We start from the raw sequence: 21,329 nt of genomic DNA, 5'->3' as shown, positions 1-21,329 counted from the left end.
AAGAATGATATGCTTAATAAAGGAAGCCTAGACTTTTAGGCAAAAAAAAAGAGACTGGCAAGCCAGTTTCTTTTTTACTCATTTGCTTCTTGTGCCTTCTTCTCGTCAACCAGGATTGCTTTACGAGAAAGATTAATTCTTCCCTGCTTATCAATCTCCTTGACTTTTACCTTAATTGTGTCTCCCAACGAAACAACATCTTCCACTTTTCCAATTCGCTCTTCAGCTAATTCGGAAATGTGCACAAGACCTTCTTTCCCTTTGAACAATTCAACAAAAGCGCCAAACTTCTCGATTCGTTTTACTGTTCCATCGTAAATTTCGCCTGCTTCCACTTCTCTAACGATATCTTCAATGATTTTCATGGCTACTTTGTTCATTTCAGCATCTGTGGAAGAGACAAACACGGTGCCATCCTGCTCGATATCGATTTTTACGCCTGTGTCATCAATGATTTTATTAATTTGTTTTCCGCTTGGTCCAATGACATCGCGGATTTTATCAGGATTAATCTTCATCGTCATGATCTTAGGCGCATACTGGGAAAGTTCACTTCTCGTTTCTGAAATTGTGGCAAGCATAGATTTCAGGATTTCTTTACGTCCTTTTTTCGCTTGTGCCAGTGCCTCTTCTAAGATTTCACGAGATAACCCGTCGATTTTAATATCCATTTGAAGTGCGGTTACCCCTTTTTCGGTACCTGCTACTTTAAAGTCCATGTCCCCAAGGTGATCTTCCATCCCTTGAATATCTGTAAGAATACTATAGTCTTCTCCTGCTTTGACAAGACCCATCGCAATGCCGGCTACAGGAGCTTTAATAGGTACACCTGCATCCATCATCGCTAACGTACTTGCGCAAATACTTGCTTGGGAAGTCGAGCCATTTGATTCAAGTACTTCTGATACGAGACGCATCGTATAAGGAAATTCTTTTTCAGAAGGAATGACTACTTCAAGCGCGCGCTCACCTAAAGCACCGTGACCAATTTCACGACGACCTGGACCACGTATCGGCCCCGTTTCTCCTACAGAAAATTTAGGGAAGTTATAATGGTGCATAAACCGTTTTGATTCTTCAAGATCTAACCCGTCTAGAATTTGGACGTCCCCTAAAGCACCCAGTGTACAAATGCTTAGAGCTTGAGTTTGTCCTCTTGTAAATAAACCAGAACCGTGTGTGCGAGGTAAAACCCCTACTCTGGAAGATAATGGACGAATTTCATCAACACCGCGTCCATCTGGGCGAATTTTATCTTTCGTAATTAGACGGCGAACTTCCGCTTTAACGATGTCTTCCAAGATCGCTTTCACTTGTTTAATCGTATCTTCATCTGCTTCCAATTCTTCATAGGCTGTAACGATAGCCTCTTTTGCTCCGTCAATTGCCTCTTCACGTGCTTTCTTCTCTTCTGTTTTAATCGCAGCAACGATTGATTCGGTTGCTTCAGCTTCGACTTTCTCTTTTAGTTCCTGATCATGGTCAAACAATTGCACGTCCATTTTTTCCCTTCCAACGGCGGCAACGATTTCTTCCTGGAAGGCCACTAAACGTTTAATCTCTTCATGACCAAACATGATAGCTTCAAGCATGTCCTCTTCAGATACTTCATTGGCTCCAGCTTCAACCATGTTAATCGCATCTTTTGTTCCAGCGACAGTCAAGTTGATATCACTGTTTTCCTGTTGCTTGACCGTTGGGTTGATGATTAGCTCGCCATCAACTCTTCCAATAATCACACCGGCAATCGGACCGCCAAATGGTATATCGGATATTCCTAAAGCAATAGAGGATCCTAGCATCGCAGCCATCTCAGATGAACAATCCTGATCTACACTCATAACTGTACCTATTACTTGTACGTCATTTCGGTAACCATCAGGAAACATGGGACGTATTGGGCGGTCAATCAGACGGGAAGCCAATACAGCCTTATCACTTGGGCGCCCCTCACGCTTAATAAAACCTCCCGGGATTTTACCAACTGCATATAAACGCTCTTCATAGTTAACAGTGAGCGGGAAAAATGGTAAATCCTTTGGCTCTTTAGAACCTGTCGCGGTGGAAAGAACCGCCGTATCACCATAGCTGATCATAGCAGCTCCATTAGCCTGTTTAGCCAATTCTCCTACTTCAACGGAGAATGTCCGGCCTGCTACGTCAATCGAAAACACTTGCTTTTCTTCTGCCATAAAGCACTTTACTCCTCTCAAAAAAACAAAAATTATAAAAATAGGGCCTACCTAAAGTTTACACCCTTCTGTATGTAAACATACAGAAAAAGCGGGAATAACTCCCGCTTTTTCTTCCTACATTAGCGACGCAAGCCAAGACTCTTAATTAACTCACGGTAACGTGTAATATCTTTATTACGTAGGTAGTTAAGCAAATTACGGCGTTTACCTACCATTTTAAGCAATCCACGACGAGAATGGTGATCCTGCTTGTGTGTACGCAGGTGTTCGTTCAGGCTCGTAATTTGTTCAGTAAGTACAGCGATTTGTACTTCTGCAGAACCTGTGTCGTTATCATGAGTTTTGTACTCATTGATTAATTCATTTTTACGTTCTTGTGTGATAGCCATTATAGCTACACCTCCTAAAAAATTTTCAGATTCCCTTTCCCCGAGCGGACGTCGGAGTTACGTACCGCCAAGCGAAGGTTCCATATTAAAGCGTACCGTTTTTGCATCTAAAATGCAAGGATAAACTGCCTTTATTGCTTAAAAAAGCGACGGATTTCCGCTTCATCATTCTCAAGCTGGGCAACGATTTGCTCAATCCCATTGAATTTCTGCTCAGCTCGGATATACTTATGAAAATACACAGTAAGCTCGGCACCATACAAGTCTTGATCGAAGTCAAAAAGATGTATTTCTAACATTGGTACTGTGCTGTCTTCCTGAAAGGTTGGTTTTACACCGAGGTTGGCCATTCCATAAAATTGTTCCCCCTGATGAGCAGCTTTAACCGCATAAACACCGGATTTCGGTAAGTAATATTGATTCGTGTCCGCCATATTAGCTGTCGGATAACCAATTGTCCGCCCCCGCTCATCGCCTGAAACGACGGTTCCTCTAACATGAAAAGGTCTTCCAAGCAGTTCACTAACCTCTACTATCTCTCCATCATCCAAGAGCTTACGAATTCTTGTCGAGCTCACTTTTGAGTTTTCCTGTTCCACTTTTTCAACAATGGTATAGGTCAAACGCCCCTGGGCATGTTCAGGAAGTGTCTCCATCGAACCTTTTCCTTTATGACCATAACTGAAATCAAATCCAGCAACAACATGCTTAATATTTAAACCAACGAAAAAGTCATCGACAAACTGTTGGGGGGATAAAGCAGCTAGTGACTGATCAAATCGCACGACAAATAAGTAATCAACTCCCATAGCTTCTAAAATATCCTGCTTCTCAGCCAGTGGGGTAATGTACCTCGCGTGCTGCACAGCCCTATTTAAAACGACAGAAGGGTGGGGATCAAATGTCATAACTGCATTGGATAATCCAAGTTGATCTGCTTTATTTTGAGCGGTTATAATTACTTCCTGGTGACCTTTATGGACACCATCAAAGAATCCAACGGCAACAGCGCTCGGATTAAGATCATGAGTAAGATCTGGATTTGAGGCAGATAATTCAATTGTCTTCATATCACTCACCTGCTTTACTAAAAAAATTTCAAAAGACGCGGATGGGCTTTATTTTATCTGGTTTAGTTGGGTGAACCTGGTACATAGCTATCACTTCATGATTACAAATGATACTAAATTCAGATGCTGTTACTTCCTTTGGCTTTGGCAGTACCTGTCCATGGAGAATGGCCTGCTTTTCCTGTTCAGAAATTTGTAAGGAAGGCATATGTTCGAGACCTTTTGACAGGGGTAAAAGCAAATCCTCTTGCCGCTTTAGGTCAACATAGTACTGGACTTGATCAAAGGTAAAACAATCGTTTTGCCTAATTGCACCTGTTTGAAGGCGGACGAGTGTGGACATATGGGCCGGAAAACCAAGTTCCCTGCCAATATCTACACACAATGTTCGAATATATGTACCCTTGGAACAAACGACCCGAATGGGAATTGACAGCCGTTCGCTTTTTACAGGGAATTGTTTCTCGAGAAGCTCTATCGTTTTTATGGTCACTTTTCGATCAGGCCTATCCACTTCTATACCTTCCCGTGCATATTGGTATAAACGCTTCCCCTTAACCTTTACGGCTGAATACATGGGCGGGACTTGTGTAATCTCTCCCGTGAAAGATTTTAGAACGGACTGAATTTTACTGACAGGAATCTCATCAAGAACGGGTTTCTGTTCTACAACTTCCCCTGTGGCATCTTCCGTTTCCGTTGACGACCCCAACGTGATCACAGCTTCATAAACTTTTTCTGTATCTGTTAAAAAAGGCACGATTTTTGTTGCCTTGCCGACACAAAGCGGCAAGACCCCTTCCACATCTGGATCAAGGGTTCCTGTATGACCGATTTTGCGAGTCTTTAACATGCCTCGTGCTTTACTCACACAGTCATGTGATGTGTACCCTTTTTCTTTCCATAATGGGAGAATACCATCCATGAATTCCACCCCACACATTATTATTGTACATAATAGAGAATCCGTGCATTATAGCACGGATTCCTTTTTTGTTCATCTCTAGCTCAAAAGCAGAACCTATTTCTTGAAAGGCACTTTTTGCTTTTGTGCTTAACTGTCAGTATCATTCAGATCCTTAAGAATCGTTTCAATGCGATTTCCACGTTCGATCGCTTCATCAAATTCAAACATGATCTCTGGCGTCTTACGTAAACGGATCCTTTGACCAATCTCCGAGCGAATAAATCCTTTCGCCTTTGCTAGACCGACAAGTGTATCATGTTTTTGCTTGTCGTCACCAAGCACTGAAATGTACACCTTAGCTTGTTGAAGATCACCGGTTACCTTCACTTCAGTAACGGTAACAAAGCCCACTCTAGGGTCCTTTATCTTCTTGCTGATGATATCGCTCATTTCTTTCTTCATCTGCTCACCGACACGGTTTGCACGTAAATCATTCATTCTACCTTCACCTCTTCAAAACTAAAACATCTACAACCATTCTTGGACTGTTTCTGTTCGTTCTAATTCAGGAAAAGAGTCAACGAAAGCTAAAGCCTGCTGGATCGTTTGTTCCGCAATCACTTTACTGCTTGAAATCGTAACAATTCCGATACATGTACGCTGCCACAAATTTTGATGATCAAGCTCACTGACAGCTACATTAAATTCATTCTTCAGCCTCGTTTGTACTCTTTTAATAACGGAACGCTTTTCTTTTAAGGACTGGGCTTCATAGATCATCGCTTCCACCTCAGCACTTAAAATCATTTACGTTCAATTTCCTGCATAACATAAGGCTCAATGATGTCGCCGACTTTTACATCGTTAAAGTTCTTAATGGTTACTCCGCACTCATATCCTTGAGCCACTTCTTTGGCATCATCTTTGTAACGTTTAAGGGCGTCTACTTCCCCTTCATAAATCACTACACCGTCACGGATAACACGGATCCCTGAATTACGGGTAATCTTACCATCTGTAACGTAAGAGCCGGCGATGGTACCAATTTTAGAAACTTTAAAGATCTCGCGGACCTCCACTTGACCAATGATTTTTTCTTCATATTCTGGATCAAGCATCCCTTTCATAGCCGCTTCAATTTCTTCCATGACTTTATAAATGATATTGTGCAGACGAATTTCAACATCTTCAGATTCTGCTGCTTTTCTAGCATTTCCATCTGGGCGAACGTTAAACCCGATGACAATTGCATTTGAAGCCGAAGCAAGCGAAATATCAGATTCTGTAATCGCTCCTACACCAGTATGAATGATTTTCACCTTCACACCTTCGACTTCAATCTTCTGAAGTGAACCTGCCAGCGCCTCAAGAGATCCTTGCACATCTGCTTTCAAAATTAAATTGATGTCTTTAATGTTTCCGTGTTTGATTTGTTCAAACAGATCATCAAGACTTACCTTAGCGGTAGAACTGCGGTCCGCTTCAATTTGTTTCTGCTGACGCGCCTCACCAATCGAACGTGCTTTCTTCTCATCTTCAAAAGCAAGGAAGCGGTCACCAGCTTGTGGAACATGATTTAATCCGGTAATTTCAACTGGAGTAGAAGGGCCAGCTGTTTTTACTCTTCTACCAATTTCGTTCACCATTGCCCGAACACGACCGAATGTGTTCCCGACAACCACGGCATCACTGACATTCAGTGTACCATTTTGTACAAGAAGGGTGGCTACAGGGCCGCGTCCTTTATCAAGCTCTGCTTCAACAACTGTACCGGATGCTAAGCGATCAGGATTTGCTTTAAATTCTTCCATCTCAGAAACGAGAATAATCATTTCAAGCAATTCATCTATCCCTTTCCCTTCAACCGCGGACATTTTAACGAAAATTGTATCTCCGCCAAAGTCTTCCGAAATTAATTCATATTCCATTAATTCCTGCATGACACGATCCGGGTTTGCCCCTTCTTTATCCATTTTATTAACAGCTACGATAATTGGTACCTCGGCCGCTTTTGCGTGGTTAATCGCTTCCCGCGTTTGCGGCATTACACCATCATCTGCAGCTACGACTAAGATCGCAATATCGGTAATTTGTGCCCCGCGAGACCGCATGCTCGTGAAAGCAGCGTGACCTGGTGTATCTAAAAATGTGATTTTCTTTCCGTTTTCTTCAACTTGATAGGCCCCAATATGCTGAGTGATTCCGCCAGCTTCACCCTCTGTTACTTTCGTATCACGAATCGAATCAAGCAAGGTCGTTTTTCCGTGGTCAACGTGTCCCATGATGGTGACAACGGCTGGGCGTTCCTGTAAATCTTCCTCTGCATCTTCAGAAATCCAGTTCTCGATGTCCGTTTCATCCACAACGACTTCTTCTTCCACTTCCACACCAAATTCCGCACAGATTAATTCGATAGAATCACTGTCAAGATCCTGGTTTTTCGTAGCCATTACACCTAGGCCCATCAATTTTTTGATAATTTCTGCAGAATCTTTGCCTAACTTTTCAGCAAGTTCTCCAACAGTTAGTGAACCTAAATAAGTAATTTTCTCAGGTGTTTGCTTCTTCTTAGGCTGCGGTTTTTGATTTTGTGGCTTTTGCTGCTTATTATGTTGCGGACGGTGATTCTTTTTCTGTTTTTGATTCTTTTTTTGTGCCTGATTTTGCTGAGGCTTTTGATTATTTTTCCCTTTGGCAGCAGGTTTATTTTCTTTCTTTGCGCCCTTTCCAAAGGCCTGGTCAAGTTTTCCTTTTACGTCGTCCTCAACCATAGACATGTGATTAGAAACCTCTACTTTCATGTCTTTCATTTTATCAATCACTTGTTTACTGGATAGTTCATTTTCTTTTGCATATTCATATACGCGCATTTTACTCATTCTTTCACCCCCGAATAGATTCATCGAGTAGCGATTGCAACTTTTTCGCAAATCCTTGGTCAAGAACTGCGATCGCGACTCTCCCTGACTTACCCATGGCTTGTGAAAGAGTTTCACGATCATCCACCACATAGCAGGGTATATGATAAGAGCTACATTTATCTGTTAGCTTCTTCATCGTTTGTTTTCCTGTATCACTTGCGACAAGGACCAGCTTCGCACGCTGTTGTTGAATATCTTTAACAATATGCTCTTCACCAAGCGTTAACTTACCCGCTCGAAGTGCTAGTCCAATTATATTTAAATAAGAGCCTGACATTAATCGCTAGCTCCTACAATTGTTTTTAATTCCTCATAAATCGCTGCATCCACCTTGGTGTTTAAGTGACGATTCAGCACCTGCTGTTTCTCTGCTAGCGCAATAACCTCAAGGCTTTTTGAAATGTAGGCACCTCTCCCATTCTTTTTGCCCGTTACATCAACGAATACCTCTCCATCTTTGTTACGCACGACTCGAATAAGCTGTTTCTTTGGCTTCATTTCCTGCGTAACGACACACTTCCTTAATGGAATCTTTCTGGATTGGGCCATAGCTTTCGCCCCCTTATTCTTCACTTAATTCATCAGCCTCTTCATCTTCTGAAGCTGATTCTTCTGTAATCACACCTTGCTCAAGTGCTTCACTTTCGCTTTTAATATCAATCTTCCAGCCTGTCAGCTTGGCAGCAAGCCTAGCGTTCTGTCCTCGTTTTCCAATCGCAAGCGACAGTTGATAATCGGGAACAATAACGGTTGTAGCCTTTTCCTCTTCATCAACAAGAACTTCAACCACTTTCGAAGGACTAAGAGCATTGGACACATACTCAATAGGATCCTCAGACCATTGAACAATATCAATTTTTTCGCCTTTTAATTCATTCACAATTGCTTGCACACGCTGTCCACGCTGTCCCACACAAGACCCAACCGGATCGATTTCTGGATCAGCAGCATAAACTGAGATTTTTGAACGATCTCCCGCTTCGCGAGCAACGGACCTGACTTCAACCGTGCCATCATAAATTTCTGGCACTTCCATTTCAAATAGACGCTTGAGCAGACCTGGATGTGTTCTTGACACATAAATATGCGGGCCTTTATTACTATTCTCTACTTTTGTAACAAAAACTTTCAAGCGGTCATGTACCTCATAAGTTTCTGTAGGCATCTGCTCGCCTTCGGGTAGTCTTGCTTCAATTTTTCCTAGATTCACATAAACAAATCTTGGATCTTTACGCTGAATAATTCCTGTCATCACATCTTCTTCACGATCAACATACTCACCGTAAATAATACCGCGTTCTGCTTCACGAACACGCTGTGTAACGACCTGTTTTGCAGCTTGGGCAGCGATTCTGCCAAAGTCCATTGGTGTCACTTCTACCTCGATAACATCTTCAATATCGTAATTAGGATCGATTTCCTTGGCTTCTTCTAAAGAAATCTCCTGCTGGGGATCCATAGACTCCTCAACAATCGTCTTTCTCGCGAAAACCTTCATACTGCCCTCGTCTTCATTAATATCTACACGAACATTTGTAGCTGAATTAAAATTCTTCTTATAAGCTGAAATTAACGCTGCTTCAAGCGCTTCCAACAACAAATTTTTGTCAATGCCCTTTTCCTTCTCTAAATAATTCATGGCATCAAAAAGTTCACTACTCAACAGCTTTCTCCCCCTTAGTTAAAAGTGACAGCCAAATTAGCCTTGGCAATTTTGTTAAAAGGCACCTCTAGTTGCTTTGTGCGTGTCTTAATACGGATGTCTATGGTTGCCGTTTCGTCTTCAAATTGTACGAGCGTACCTTCGAACTCTTTCTCATTCTCAATAGGTTCATATAATTTCATATAAATATGTTCACCTACATACTTCTTAAAGTCCTCCTTTGTTTTCAGAGGACGTTCAGCACCAGGAGAGGAAACCTCTAAAAAGTATGGAATATCAATTGGATCGATTTCATCTAATTGCTCGCTCAGCTTTTCTGAAACTTGACCACATTCTTCAATATCAATACCTTCAGGTTTATCAAGGAATACTCGAAGGAACCAGTTCTTGCCCTCTTTCTTAAATTCGATATCTACAAGTTCAAGATTCATCTCTTTTACAATAGGCCTTACTAGCTCTTCTGTAATCTCGGTTACGTTTTTACTCATATGGAATCCCTCCTTTTACTCCTGTTTATTGCCGATTTGCTGCAGTCATATACTTATTTTGCTAAGGAAAGGAATTAGTTAACCCTTGTTCCCGTTTCGAAAGGAAACCGCTATGATGAAATCATAGCGGTCTTCTCGTGCAAGAACAGATCACTCCTACGGGCAATTTCTAAGTAAAAGTGAGCCGTAAATATAAACGAAAGAGTGGGTTTCCCCACTCTTTCGCTCGTCTCTATCGCTCTTCTCACCATAAAAAATATACCATAGATACTACATTTATGCAATAGGGACAGAAAAGCGGAAGTGCCCGGGTAGACACGACAAGTATAAGCAGAGCGGTGCAGTAGGGTGAACTTCCCCCACGGAAGCGAACTGCTTATGTCGCGAAGGACTGCCCCTTGCAGCTTCCACTCTTTAAAATAACGAAAGTTGGTTCTCATCAGGCATACCGGTCAGGCAGCCCTGGTTATCCAAGTACTCAAGCACCGTTTTCGAAATACGGCTTCGTTCTCTTAAATCCTGCTTGGAGAGAAACTCCCCTTCTCCACGGGCGTTAACAATATTAATCGCTGCGTTTGTACCTAAACCATCGACAGCATTGAATGGCGGAATCAGTTGATTACCATCAACGATGAAATCTGTTGCGCTGGATTCATAGAGATCAACACTCTTAAAACCATACCCTCGTTCACACATTTCCAGAGACAGCTCAAGTACAGTCATTAAATTTTTCTCTTTTGGCGTAGCGTCCAGGCCTTTCATTTGAATCTCTTCAATTCGTTTTCGAATCGCGTCAGAACCTTTAATCATCGTCTCTAATTCAAAATCACCTGCTCGAACTGTGAAATATGCAGCATAAAAGTAAATCGGATAATGAACCTTAAAGTAAGCAATCCGAACGGCCATTAAAACATAGGCAGCCGCGTGGGCTTTCGGGAACATGTACTTGATTTTTTTACAAGAATCAATGTACCAATCTGGAACCCCGTTTTTCTTCATTTCCTCAATCCATTCGTCCTGTAGACCGCGTCCTTTTCGGACAAACTCCATGATTTTAAAGGCTAACGATGGTTCCAGACCTTTATGCATGAGATAGACCATAATATCGTCACGGCAGCCGATAACTTCAGGCAGTGTACAAATGCCGTCATTTATGAGCTGTTCGGCATTTCCTAGCCACACGTCCGTTCCGTGGGATAGACCGGATATAATGACGAGTTCAGCAAAGGTCTTCGGTTTCGTATCTTCAAGCATCTGCCGAACAAAGCGTGTACCGAATTCAGGGACACCGAGCGTGCCTGTTTTACACATGATCTGCTCCGCTGTCACACCTAATGCCTCAGGCCCGCTGAAAATTTTCATCACTTCAGGATCGTCAACAGGGATTTCCTTTTGATCAATGCCACTTAAATCTTGAAGCATGCGAATCACTGTTGGATCATCGTGCCCGAGAATATCCAACTTCAGTAAATTATCATGAATCGAGTGGAAGTCAAAGTGGGTCGTTTTCCATTCTGATTTCGTATCATCTGCCGGGAATTGAATCGGTGAAAAATCAAAAATATCCATGTCATCAGGTACGACAATGATTCCCCCTGGGTGCTGCCCTGTGGTTCTTTTAACACCCGTACAGCCTTGAACGAGGCGATCAACCTCTGCCCCTTTATATTGCAGCTGATGATCCCCTGCATATCCCTTCACGTAACCGTAGGCTGTCTTCTCGGCAATCGTTCCAATTGTTCCTGCCCTATATACATTGTCTTCACCAAATAAAACCTTTGTATAGTTATGAGCTTGCGGTTGATACTCACCTGAAAAGTTCAAATCAATATCGGGTACCTTATCTCCTTTAAAGCCAAGAAACGTTTCAAAGGGAATATCCTGACCGTCTTTTTTATAGGCGGTCCCACATTCTGGACAATCTTTCTCAGACAGGTCAAACCCGCTTCCGATGGATCCGTCTGTGAAAAATTCATGGTGTTGACAACTTGGACAAACGTAATGTGGAGGCAAAGGATTCACTTCGGAAATATCCGTCATTGTTGCAACTAGAGAAGATCCTACCGAACCACGTGAACCGACTAAATAGCCATCCTCAAGGGATTTCGTTACGAGTTTTTGAGAGATTAAGTAAATAACAGCGAAGCCATTGCCAATGATACTCTCAAGCTCTTTATCTAATCTTTTCTCAACAAGCTCTGGAATCTGTTCCCCATAAAGTCTTTTGGCTTTATTGTAGGACATTTCCCGAATTTCTTGATCGGCTCCTTCAATGTTTGGTGTGTACAAATCTTCCTTGACTGGATTGATCACATCAATGCTATTATTCAATCTATTTGTGTTAGTGACTACAACTTCTTTTGCCTTCTCTTCTCCTAAAAAGGAAAACTCTTCAAGCATTTCATCTGTCGTTCTAAAATGGACATCTGGCAATGTTTGACGATTAAGCGGATTGCCATTTTGTGAAGAGATAAGGATTTGTCGATACATCTTATCATGGGGATCGAGGTAGTGCGTATTCCCGGTAGCAACAACCGTTTTCCCTAAACGCTCGCCCATATCGACAATTTTTTTCAAAATGTCATAGATTTGTGCCTCATTTTGGACTAAATCCCTTTCGATCAAGTGGGCATAATTACCTGGAGGCTGTATTTCAAGATAGTCGTAGAATTCAGCAACCTTCTCAGCTTCTTCTGCAGATTTTTGCATCATCGTCTCGAAGACTTCCCCTTTATCACAGCCCGATCCAATCAAGATCCCTTCTCGAAGCTTGGCAAGCCGTGACCGTGGAACACGCGGAACACGATAATAATAGTTTAAGTGAGCCTCGGAAACAATTTTGTACATATTTTTAAGGCCTACACTATTGACAGCAAGTAATGTGACGTGAGAAGGCCGTGACCGTTGATAGGCTTTGCCTTCACCCATGTAATCATTTAAATTCTTGTGGTTGGTAATTCCTCGTTGAATGGCTTTCTTTACAAATTTCCACATTAAATAACCGGTTGCCTCAGCATCATAGATCGCTCTATGGTGTTGAGTCAGTTCAATATCAAACTGCTTACAAAGGGTATTTAATCTGTGATTTTTAAGTTCTGGAACTAGGAATCTAGCAAGTTCAAGTGTATCAATGACAGGGTTAGCTGCCTTCGGATAATCGACCCTTTGAAAACCAGCATTAAGAAAGCCCATGTCAAAGCTAGCGTTGTGGGCTACTAAAATGTCATTGGCCATCCAATTATGGAAGTCTTTCAGCACAGCCTCAATTTCAGGCGCATCTTTAACCATATCGTCGGTAATTCCTGTTAGGTCAATGGTCGTCTGGGATAATGGATGGTGTGGGTTGGCGAAAGACTCAAATCGATCAATGATTTCCCCGCCTTTAACTTTAACAGCCGCGAGTTCAATAATTTTGTCATACACAGCGGACAACCCTGTTGTTTCCACGTCAAAAACGACATAGGTGTCAGTCTCAAGGTCACGATCTTGCTCTTCATAGGCAATCGGTACACCGTCATCAACTAAGTTCGCTTCCATTCCGTAAATCACCTTAACGCCATGCTTTTGACCAGCAGCATGGGCCTCCGGATAGGCTTGTACAACAGCATGATCGGTTATAGCGATGGCCTCATGACCCCAGTTGGCAGCTTGGGCAATCAATCTAGGGGCGGAAACGGGTGCATCCATTTGACTCATCGTCGTATGAGCATGCAGCTCTACTCGCTTCTCTCCTTCTTCTGCTTGGTCTGTACGAAGTTTTGGTGCCACCTCATTAATATCATTGGCCATCATCGTTAATTCACTTGTAAAGTTGTCTGTTTGGATACTCCCTCGTGCTTTAATCCACATTCCTTTTGTAACATGCTTAAACATCTCAGCATGATCATCACCGCGCGAGAACATTTTGATTGAAAATGAATCCGTATAATCGGTCGCTTTTATAAGTAAAAGGTGACGTCCGGAACGTAATTCTTTGATGTCAGCATCAAAAACATATCCTTCAATAATTTTTCGTCGCTCTTCTTCTTCGATGTTCTCCATTGGCTCGGCATCTTCTTGAATCTTATAGCCAATTTCAATAGGCCCTTTCGGTTTCGTATCCTCTTCTTTCTCTTTCGCACGCTCTTCCTGTTCTTTCACAGCTTTTTGGACGAGCTGCTTATCTTCCTTCTTCCGCTCTTCCTGAAACTTTTTTAATTCTTCCTGCTCTTCTTTAACACGTGTAGAAAGCATCAGTGATGGCAGCCCAGATTGAACACAGAAACTTTGCAGAGGATTATCTAATTTTTTCTTTACTGCATGGCTTTCTGCCAGGTTCCTGCAAGTTAACATAATTTTATTACCGTTAATTTCTGGTTGCTGTTCCATAAGTAAATCCTTGTAACCAGGATTTACTTTGGGCACGGACTGGATAAATCCTCTCCAGTATTCACTAATTGCGTCTGGATCTACGGCTTTATCTGTTGCTTCAAACGTCCAGTCCACTTCTGCAATAGAACGGAACGCTGCCTGCAGTTTATTAATAAACAATTGATAAACAGACGGTGGCAGTACACTTGGAATGTGAAAATGAAAATGCCACTTTTTTTCTGTTTTATATACGATCAGTTTCTCAAGCGAGCTATCTTTAAAATGAGGCTCAATCAGATCTTGTGGAAACTGGATTTGCTCCAATAAATAATGCATTTTCTCCTGATTGGTCACACCCAATGTGATTCCTCCCTGTTAGGGTAAATAACACGAAGCATCTTTGCCCCTAGCTACTTTCGCTCGGGATAGACATACTTAAGGACATTATACTTCATGATTCTTAATAAAAGATACCCTTGCTTGATAACAAGGGTATCTCAAGCTTTATTACTTAAACCAATTTGATACGGCAGATAAAATTTCAGATTGATTCAGCTCTGATTGATTATCTGTTACGCGTTCTTTCACTTCAATAATCCCTTCTCCAGCTCGTTTCCCTACAGTCAAGCGCAGCGGAATTCCAAACAGGTCGCTATCGGCAAATTTGACACCGGCTCTCTCTTTACGATCGTCATATAATACTTCAATCCCAGCATCGATAAGCTGGTCATATAGTTGATCTGCCAATTGCTGTTGCTCTTCCTTTTTAGGATTTAGTGTGAGCAGGTGAACTTGGAATGGCGCGATATTGGCAGGCCATGTTATGCCTCGTTCATCATGGTACTGTTCAACGATTGCAGCCACTGTACGGGACACACCGATGCCATACGAGCCCATTACCATTGTCTGAGATTTCCCTTGATCATCTAAGTACGTGGCATTCATTTCCTTCGCATAGAACGTGCCTAATTTAAACACATGGCCTACTTCAATGCCGCGCGCAAATGTAATCAAGCCTTGTCCATCTGGTGACGGATCTCCTTCTTTAATAAAACGAATGTCGGCATACTGGGTCACCTCGAAATCTTTCTCAGGGGTTACATTAACATAATGGTACCCTTCTTCATTGGCACCGCAAGATACGTTGACAAGCACTTCTACGGCCGAATCAGCAATAACCTCGACCTGTTCGGATACGCCAACAGGGCCAAGGGAACCGAAGCCTGTCCCAAGCAGCTCTTTTGTCTTTTCTTCACTAGCCAGCTCAACGATATCAGCTGAATAAAGATTTTTAAGTTTAATGTCATTCACTTCATGATCCCCACGTGTTACGACCATAACAAACCGATCATCCACTTTAAACATAATCGACTTTAATCCTTCTTCTAATCCGTGACCTAGAAAATCAGCCACACCTTGCATGGTTTTCTGATCAGGTGTAGCTACTTTTTCCATGTTTTTAGGGGCTGCTAGTGATTTCTCATAGGTTGTCACTACAGGAGCCATTTCAATATTAGCCGCATACTCTGAAGTATCAGAGTAGGCAATCACATCTTCTCCTACTTCAGAAAGGACCATAAATTCATGGGTATCTTTTCCGCCCATTTGCCCGGAATCTGCGATGACAGCACGGAAGTTAAGCCCCAAACGGCGGAAGATGTTCGTATAAGCGTTAAACATTTTATTATAGCTCTCATCTAAACTTTCAAAAGACTCATTAAATGTATAGGCATCCTTCATTAGAAATTCACGGCCGCGAAGCAGTCCAAAACGTGGACGTTTCTCATCACGAAATTTATTCTGAATTTGAAAAACAGTCAATGGCAGACGCTTGTAGCTTTTCACTTCATCACGGATAAGACTAGTGATCACTTCTTCATGCGTGGCACCTAAAGCAAATTCACGATCATGGCGATCATTAATACGCATCAACTCAGATCCATAGGTGTTCCAGCGGCCGCTTTCTTTCCACAATTCCGCTGGCTGCAAACTGGACATCATCATTTCATGTGCCCCGATCTTTTCCATTTCTTCGCGCACGATTTCTTCTACTTTTCGGAGGACACGGCGGCCAATGGGAAGGAAACTATATATACCAGATGCGATCTGACGTATGTATCCTGCTCGAACGAGAAGCTGGTGGCTTTTAATTTCAGCATCTGCAGGGATTTCTTTTAAAGTTGGGATTAACATTTGACTTTGTTTCATTTATTCCACCTCAGTTTTTCAATTTAATTGAGCAACCTCTTTAAAAATGAAGCTGGAAGCGTATAAGAGAACCCCGCTTCCAGCTCGGTCATTTACAAGAATAAGCGTTGAATGTCATTCCATGTCACAACTAACATTAATAACATTAATAGAGCAAATCCAATAAAGTGGACAATGCCTTCTTTTTGTGGGTCAATCGGCTTTCCGCGTACCCCTTCAAGCCCTACAAATAGTAAGCGGCCTCCGTCAAGAGCGGGGAGTGGCAATAAGTTTACGATCCCAAGGTTGACACTAAGAATAGATGTCCACATAACAAAGTTGGTTAAACCTGTTTGAACAACACGGTCTGTTGCGTCATAAATCCCTACTGGGCCAGACAGCATATCTAATGAAAACTGACCTGTTACAAGTTTTCCTAAATTGGTTAGAATTAACGTCCCCCACTCATAGGTTTGGGTGAAACCATAGGTGAGTTTTTTAACAAACGAATCTTCAAAGGCTCGTGCCACACCTACTTGACCAATGGTTAGTTCCCCTTGTTCAATTTGTGCCGGTGTAACATCAACCTGTATCGTTTCCTCGTTACGCTCCACAGATAAAGTCACTTGCTCCTCTGGATGATTTCTTACGATTTGGGTAAACTCATCCCACGTATTCACTGGTTCTCCATCAATCCCAACAATTTCGTCTCCATCCTGTAATCCTGCTTCTTCTGCAGGGGAATCAGGCTGCACTCCACCGATCAGTGCATTATTTACGGGTACGCCCTGTATAAAGCCTAGGATCATAAATAAAATGATGGCTAGTATAAAGTTCATCATCGGACCGGCAAACAATTGCATTGCACGCTTGGGCACAGATTTTGAAGCAAACTGGCGGTCATACGGAGCAATCTGGGTTTCCTTTTCATCCATAACAAACATCGCTTTAGGGTCTACATCAAAGTAGAGTTTTTCCTCTTCGTCAATTTCGTAGCCTTCAATAATTAAACGGTGATCGAGGTCAGCCCTTTCGACTTCAATGACACGAGCATAAGGATGCTTGGATTTATTGTTGACAATGATACGACTGACCTTGCCTGACTCATTGAATTCTAATCCAATATGATGGCCGGCCTTCAGTTCGACAATCTCTGGATCCTCTCCTGCTACTCTTACATATCCACCAATAGGCAATAAACGAATGGTATAAACAGTTTCGTTTTTTGTGAAAGCGAATATTTTCGGACCGAACCCGATGGCAAATTCTCGAGCAAGCATCCCTGCTCGCTTTGCAAAAATGAGATGCCCCACTCATGTACAAACACTAGCAGTCCGAACATGAGTATAAATGCAATTACTGTAGTCAAATGAAGCACCTTCCTTTTAGAGGTTGTTCGAATAGTCACCGGCAAATCTTGCGTTAGTTCTTCTAGAAATAGCTATGCACCCGCATCGACAAGCCTATTCACCAAGAGCGATGCAGGGCAGCTCAGCAGGAGTATTTCGAACCCTCACGTATAACTAAGCATACGTACAGAATTCAAAATTACGCCAGCCATTTGGTAACTTTTTCGAACATGAACTTTTAATTTAAACGGACACGTTTTCTCGTTTCCTCATCGATAGATAGTATGGTAGACAAGTCTGGGTTATGAATCGTTTTATGTTGTAAAAGTTCCTGTTGTATCAGTTGTTCGATTTCAAGGAAGGAGATTTGACCTTCTAAAAATAACTGGACGGCTACCTCATTGGCAGCGTTTAGAACTGTCGTCATTGATCCACCCTCACGCCCAGCTTCATAAGCCATTCTAAGACAAGGAAACCGCTCCATATCCATTTTCTCAAAATGTAATGTTGCCATGTCTTCTAGATTGAGCTGTTCTGTATTTTCTAAAGGATATCGGTTGGGGTACGTTAAGGCGTATTGAATCGGTACTTTCATATCTGGAGTGCCTAACTGAGCCATGACACTTCGGTCTACATACTCAACCATAGAATGAATGACACTTTCTCTATGAAGAATAACATGAATTTGTTCATAAGGCACATCAAAAAGCCAATGAGCTTCTATCACTTCTAATCCTTTATTCATCATAGAGGCAGAATCCACTGTGATTTTCGCCCCCATACTCCAGTTTGGATGATTTAGGGCATCTTCAACCGTTACTCCGGCAAGTTCTTCCCTTTTTTTATCACGAAAGCTTCCCCAGAGGCTGTGATGATTAATTTGTGAATATCTTTTTTACTTTCGCCATTTAGTGATTGGTAGATCGCTGAATGCTCACTATCTACAGGTAGTAGCGCCACATTATGATTCCTGGCAGCCTCCATGACTAAATGTCCTGCAGTGACAAGTGTTTCTTTATTAGCAATGGCGATTGTTTTTTTGGCTTCAATTGCTTTAAGAGTAGCAGGAAGTCCAATACTTCCCATGACAGCATTTACAACAACATCTACCTGATCAGCAACACTCGCTTCAATAAGGCCTCCGCTGCCAAATAAAATAGTGCTTCCCTGCCATTCTTTTTCAAGCTTGTCCTTCGTTGCTTCATCTTGAACCACAACTAGAGCAGGTTGAAATTCCTTAATGAGCGGGAGAGCTTTGTCTATATTTTTGCCAAATGCCATAGCATATAGAGAAAATTCATCTTTATGCAGCCGAAGCACTTCAAGCGTTTGTATACCAATTGAGCCTGTAGAACCAAGTAAGGCAATTTGTTTCATCCCGGGAACTCCCCTTTTACTATCAGTAATCGTTAATAAATATAAAACACAAATGAAAGAACCCAGTCAATCGCTAGAGCCTTATCTTCCTCAGGAATGAATCCGACTAAATGCAGGATCGGCAGCATAAAAATCAAACTGTCAAAGCGATCCAATACACCACCGTGGCCTGGAAGAATTTTACCGGAATCCTTTACAGCATAGTGACGTTTTAATGCTGATTCCACTAAGTCACCGATCTGGCCAGTTATAGAAATAAGAATGGTTACAGCCAGTACGATTAGTAGCGAATGGTGCAATGGTTCAATCATATGAAAAATATAGGCGACGACGACAGCAAGTACGACACCGCCGATCGAACCTTCAATGGTCTTCTTTGGACTAATTTGCGGCCATAATTTATGCTTGCCAAATAATCGTCCGAAAATATAGGCCCCTGTATCTGTGGCCCACACGACAAACAAGGCATAAAATACATACTCTAAACCAGCTTGCTCAGTCACAATTAGATAATAAAAGCCCATTCCGATATAAATAGCGGCTAATAAAAGAAAGCCAACATCATCGAATGTAAAGCGGTTTTTCACAAGGACCGTATAGCTTAGCAAGATTAAAACAGCTAATAGAGTTAGTTCGGATTTGGTTACAGGTAAATCATAACCAAAAAACATCCCCTGCTTATACATCAGTGTCCACATAAGCAATAAAGTAATACCTGAAGCGATGGAGTAGCGAGCAATTTTTTTCATACGCATGAGTTCATATATAGCAATGCTGGCAATTAAATAGACAAAAGCCTGAAAGATTCCACCGCCAAGCATAACAATGGGCAGAAAGATTAATGCAGCAACTACTGCTGTAATGGTTCGTTGTTTCATAGTACGTTCACACCTTATATTCCGCCATAACGACGTTTGCGGTTTTGATAATCGTAGAGTGCTTGTTCAAATAGATGTTCATCAAAATCTGGCCAAAACACTTCTGTAAACCAGAATTCGGCATAGGCAAGCTGCCATAATAGAAAATTACTTAGACGCTGTTCACCACTTGTTCGAATCAACAAGTCTGGTTCTAATAGTTCTGATGTGTACAGATGGGAGGAGAACAGCTGTTCATCAATGTCGTCCGTTGAAAGTTCACCCTTTTCAACTTGTGTTGCTATTTGCTTCACTGCATTGACCATTTCAAAACGACTTCCATAGTTAAGTGCGAAATTTAAAATCAGACCGCTGTTTTCAGAAGTGCGAATAATGGCTTCTTCCACAGCTTTACGTGTATGCTCTGGGAGTAAACCAGTATCTCCAATGGTTTGGACTTGTACATTTCTTTCAATGAGTTCAGGCAAATATGTAGTTAAAAAATCTACTGGTAGTTTCATTAAAAAATCAACTTCATTTTTTGGACGTTTCCAATTTTCTGTTGAAAATGCATAGAGGGTGAGGACATGAACCCCCAGATCTGATGCACGGCGAACAATTTTCTTTACGACACTCATGCCTTCTTTATGGCCTGCAATTCTTGGCAAGCCTCTCTTTTTGGCCCATCGACCATTTCCATCCATTATAATCGCCACATGATTAGGAATATGATCATGGTCGAGACTCAGAGATTGCTGTGTCGTTTGTTTTTTATTCTTAGTAAATGGAATCTTGATTGGCATGACATTATCCCCCAGTCCGTTGGTTCCACTTTTTCTATTATATACTATTATCCTACACCATGCCGCCATTCACATAAAGAGTATTTGATAGAGGTTGTTCAAAAAGTCACTAAATGATAAGGGGCAACTTTTTGAACACCACTGATAGTAAAATAAAAACCGCACTGCCAAACAGCGACAGTGCGGCTTTATACACCTAATTTTGGCCTATCAGATCAAACTTCCATAATTTCGTCTTCTTTATTCTTAGCTAGTTTATCAATAGATGCAATGTTATCATCTGTCACTTTTTGAACATCATCTTGATATTCACGAAGATCGTCTTCTGTCAGCTCACCGTCTTTTTCAAGTTTCTTCAGACGGTCGTTTGCGTCGCGACGAATATTACGGACTTGTACTTTAGCTTCTTCTGAGTATTTACCGACTACTTTAGCTAGATCTTTACGGCGCTCTTCTGTAAGTGCTGGGATGTTAATACGCACAACGTTTCCATCGCTTGAAGGTGATAGACCGAGATCAGCTTTTTGAATAGCTTTCTCAATCTCGGAAACAGCAGACTTATCATATGGTGTGATGACAAGCAGACGTGGTTCAGGTGCTCCCACTTGGGCTAACTGGTTTAAAGGTGTAGCGGCACCATAGTAGTCTACATAGACATTATCCAAAATAGAAGGATTCGCTCGACCAGCTCTAACCGTAGCTAATTGACGTGAGTAGGCTTGAACAGCTTGTTCCATTTGTTGTTTCGTTTCTTTAATCACGGCGTCTGACAT

16 protein-coding genes and 2 pseudogenes are annotated in these 21,329 nt (G+C 41.9%); all 18 read right to left on the bottom strand.

What is annotated here, in order from left to right; all coding sequences use genetic code 11:
• Nucleotides 1-74: 74 nt before the first annotated feature.
• The 18 genes and pseudogenes from pnp to frr all read right to left on the bottom strand — a co-directional run bounded on the left by pnp (nt 75) and on the right by frr (nt 21,329).
• A complete protein-coding gene (pnp, locus tag MUO14_RS23270; protein ID WP_244752864.1) occupies nt 75-2,192 on the bottom strand; it encodes a polyribonucleotide nucleotidyltransferase in 2,118 nt (705 codons plus the stop codon).
• A 122-nt stretch (nt 2,193-2,314) separates the two neighbouring features.
• Nucleotides 2,315-2,584: a 30S ribosomal protein S15 gene (rpsO, locus tag MUO14_RS23265; RefSeq protein WP_244752863.1), complete on the bottom strand. Its 270-nt coding sequence runs from the start codon at nt 2,582-2,584 to the stop codon at nt 2,315-2,317.
• Between the two features lie 131 nt (nt 2,585-2,715).
• Nucleotides 2,716-3,654 carry a bifunctional riboflavin kinase/FAD synthetase gene (locus tag MUO14_RS23260; RefSeq protein WP_244752862.1) on the bottom strand — a complete coding sequence of 313 codons (939 nt, stop codon included), beginning with the start codon at nt 3,652-3,654 and terminating at the stop codon, nt 2,716-2,718.
• A gap of 28 nt (nt 3,655-3,682) precedes the next feature.
• Nucleotides 3,683-4,579 carry a tRNA pseudouridine(55) synthase TruB gene (truB, locus tag MUO14_RS23255; protein WP_244752861.1) on the bottom strand — a complete coding sequence of 299 codons (897 nt, stop codon included), beginning with the start codon at nt 4,577-4,579 and terminating at the stop codon, nt 3,683-3,685.
• 129 nt (nt 4,580-4,708) lie between these two features.
• Entirely contained in the window at nt 4,709-5,059 is a 351-nt protein-coding gene (gene rbfA, locus MUO14_RS23250) for a 30S ribosome-binding factor RbfA (protein ID WP_079529887.1), read from the bottom strand.
• A 30-nt stretch (nt 5,060-5,089) separates the two neighbouring features.
• Nucleotides 5,090-5,368 carry a DUF503 domain-containing protein gene (locus MUO14_RS23245; RefSeq protein ID WP_244752860.1) on the bottom strand — a complete coding sequence of 93 codons (279 nt, stop codon included), beginning with the start codon at nt 5,366-5,368 and terminating at the stop codon, nt 5,090-5,092.
• Nucleotides 5,365-7,440, bottom strand: coding sequence for a translation initiation factor IF-2 (gene infB, locus MUO14_RS23240; protein ID WP_244752859.1), 2,076 nt, complete (start codon nt 7,438-7,440; stop codon nt 5,365-5,367). Before infB ends, MUO14_RS23245 begins: the two co-directional genes overlap by 4 nt.
• Before the next feature lie 4 nt (nt 7,441-7,444).
• Nucleotides 7,445-7,759 (bottom strand): YlxQ family RNA-binding protein, encoded by a 315-nt coding sequence (locus MUO14_RS23235; RefSeq protein ID WP_244752858.1) that lies wholly within the window; start codon nt 7,757-7,759, stop codon nt 7,445-7,447.
• Complete coding sequence (rnpM, locus tag MUO14_RS23230; protein WP_244752857.1) at nt 7,759-8,031, bottom strand: RNase P modulator RnpM; 273 nt, start codon at nt 8,029-8,031, stop codon at nt 7,759-7,761. Before rnpM ends, MUO14_RS23235 begins: the two co-directional genes overlap by 1 nt.
• 13 nt (nt 8,032-8,044) lie before the next feature.
• Nucleotides 8,045-9,145 (bottom strand): transcription termination factor NusA, encoded by a 1,101-nt coding sequence (gene nusA, locus MUO14_RS23225; protein ID WP_244752856.1) that lies wholly within the window; start codon nt 9,143-9,145, stop codon nt 8,045-8,047.
• A gap of 14 nt (nt 9,146-9,159) precedes the next feature.
• Nucleotides 9,160-9,633, bottom strand: a complete 474-nt coding sequence (gene rimP / locus MUO14_RS23220) for a ribosome maturation factor RimP (protein WP_244752855.1) — start codon at nt 9,631-9,633, stop codon at nt 9,160-9,162.
• A 414-nt stretch (nt 9,634-10,047) separates the two neighbouring features.
• Entirely contained in the window at nt 10,048-14,343 is a 4,296-nt protein-coding gene (locus MUO14_RS23215) for a PolC-type DNA polymerase III (RefSeq protein ID WP_244752854.1), read from the bottom strand.
• 147 nt (nt 14,344-14,490) lie between these two features.
• Nucleotides 14,491-16,191 (bottom strand): proline--tRNA ligase, encoded by a 1,701-nt coding sequence (locus MUO14_RS23210; RefSeq protein ID WP_244752853.1) that lies wholly within the window; start codon nt 16,189-16,191, stop codon nt 14,491-14,493.
• A 92-nt stretch (nt 16,192-16,283) separates the two neighbouring features.
• A pseudogene (rseP, locus tag MUO14_RS23205) lies at nt 16,284-17,539 on the bottom strand (RIP metalloprotease RseP).
• 218 nt (nt 17,540-17,757) lie between these two features.
• A pseudogene (gene dxr / locus MUO14_RS23200) lies at nt 17,758-18,896 on the bottom strand (1-deoxy-D-xylulose-5-phosphate reductoisomerase).
• Nucleotides 18,897-18,928: 32 nt separating this feature from the next.
• On the bottom strand, nt 18,929-19,774 hold the full coding sequence (locus tag MUO14_RS23195; protein WP_244752852.1) for a phosphatidate cytidylyltransferase: 846 nt from the start codon (nt 19,772-19,774) through the stop codon (nt 18,929-18,931).
• 14 nt (nt 19,775-19,788) lie between these two features.
• Entirely contained in the window at nt 19,789-20,556 is a 768-nt protein-coding gene (locus MUO14_RS23190) for an undecaprenyl pyrophosphate synthase (protein WP_244752851.1), read from the bottom strand.
• 215 nt (nt 20,557-20,771) lie between these two features.
• Nucleotides 20,772-21,329, bottom strand: a complete 558-nt coding sequence (frr, locus tag MUO14_RS23185; RefSeq protein ID WP_244752850.1) for a ribosome recycling factor — start codon at nt 21,327-21,329, stop codon at nt 20,772-20,774.

It is taken from the genome of Halobacillus shinanisalinarum (assembly GCF_022919835.1).
In the GTDB taxonomy this organism is placed as follows: domain Bacteria; phylum Bacillota; class Bacilli; order Bacillales; family Halobacillaceae; genus Halobacillus_A; species Halobacillus_A shinanisalinarum.
The sequence above is the reverse complement of the archived record's forward strand: the minus strand, read 5'-3'. Positions and strand labels throughout refer to the sequence as shown.

Excerpts from the sequence above, each read along its gene's own strand:
- MUO14_RS23195 (WP_244752852.1), bottom strand. The coding sequence starts at position 19,774 with ATGAAACAACGAACCATTACAGCAGTAGTTGCTGCATTAATCTTTCTG.
- rnpM (WP_244752857.1), bottom strand. The coding sequence starts at position 8,031 with ATGGCCCAATCCAGAAAGATTCCATTAAGGAAGTGTGTCGTTACGCAG.
- MUO14_RS23260 (WP_244752862.1), bottom strand. The coding sequence starts at position 3,654 with ATGAAGACAATTGAATTATCTGCCTCAAATCCAGATCTTACTCATGAT.
- rpsO (WP_244752863.1), bottom strand. The coding sequence starts at position 2,584 with ATGGCTATCACACAAGAACGTAAAAATGAATTAATCAATGAGTACAAA.
- MUO14_RS23190 (WP_244752851.1), bottom strand. The coding sequence starts at position 20,556 with ATGCCAATCAAGATTCCATTTACTAAGAATAAAAAACAAACGACACAG.
- pnp (WP_244752864.1), bottom strand. The coding sequence starts at position 2,192 with ATGGCAGAAGAAAAGCAAGTGTTTTCGATTGACGTAGCAGGCCGGACA.
- MUO14_RS23245 (WP_244752860.1), bottom strand. The coding sequence starts at position 5,368 with ATGATTTTAAGTGCTGAGGTGGAAGCGATGATCTATGAAGCCCAGTCC.
- rbfA (WP_079529887.1), bottom strand. The coding sequence starts at position 5,059 with ATGAATGATTTACGTGCAAACCGTGTCGGTGAGCAGATGAAGAAAGAA.
- truB (WP_244752861.1), bottom strand. The coding sequence starts at position 4,579 with ATGGATGGTATTCTCCCATTATGGAAAGAAAAAGGGTACACATCACAT.
- MUO14_RS23210 (WP_244752853.1), bottom strand. The coding sequence starts at position 16,191 with ATGAAACAAAGTCAAATGTTAATCCCAACTTTAAAAGAAATCCCTGCA.
- infB (WP_244752859.1), bottom strand. The coding sequence starts at position 7,440 with ATGAGTAAAATGCGCGTATATGAATATGCAAAAGAAAATGAACTATCC.
- frr (WP_244752850.1), bottom strand. The coding sequence starts at position 21,329 with ATGTCAGACGCCGTGATTAAAGAAACGAAACAACAAATGGAACAAGCT.
- MUO14_RS23235 (WP_244752858.1), bottom strand. The coding sequence starts at position 7,759 with ATGTCAGGCTCTTATTTAAATATAATTGGACTAGCACTTCGAGCGGGT.
- rimP (WP_244752855.1), bottom strand. The coding sequence starts at position 9,633 with ATGAGTAAAAACGTAACCGAGATTACAGAAGAGCTAGTAAGGCCTATT.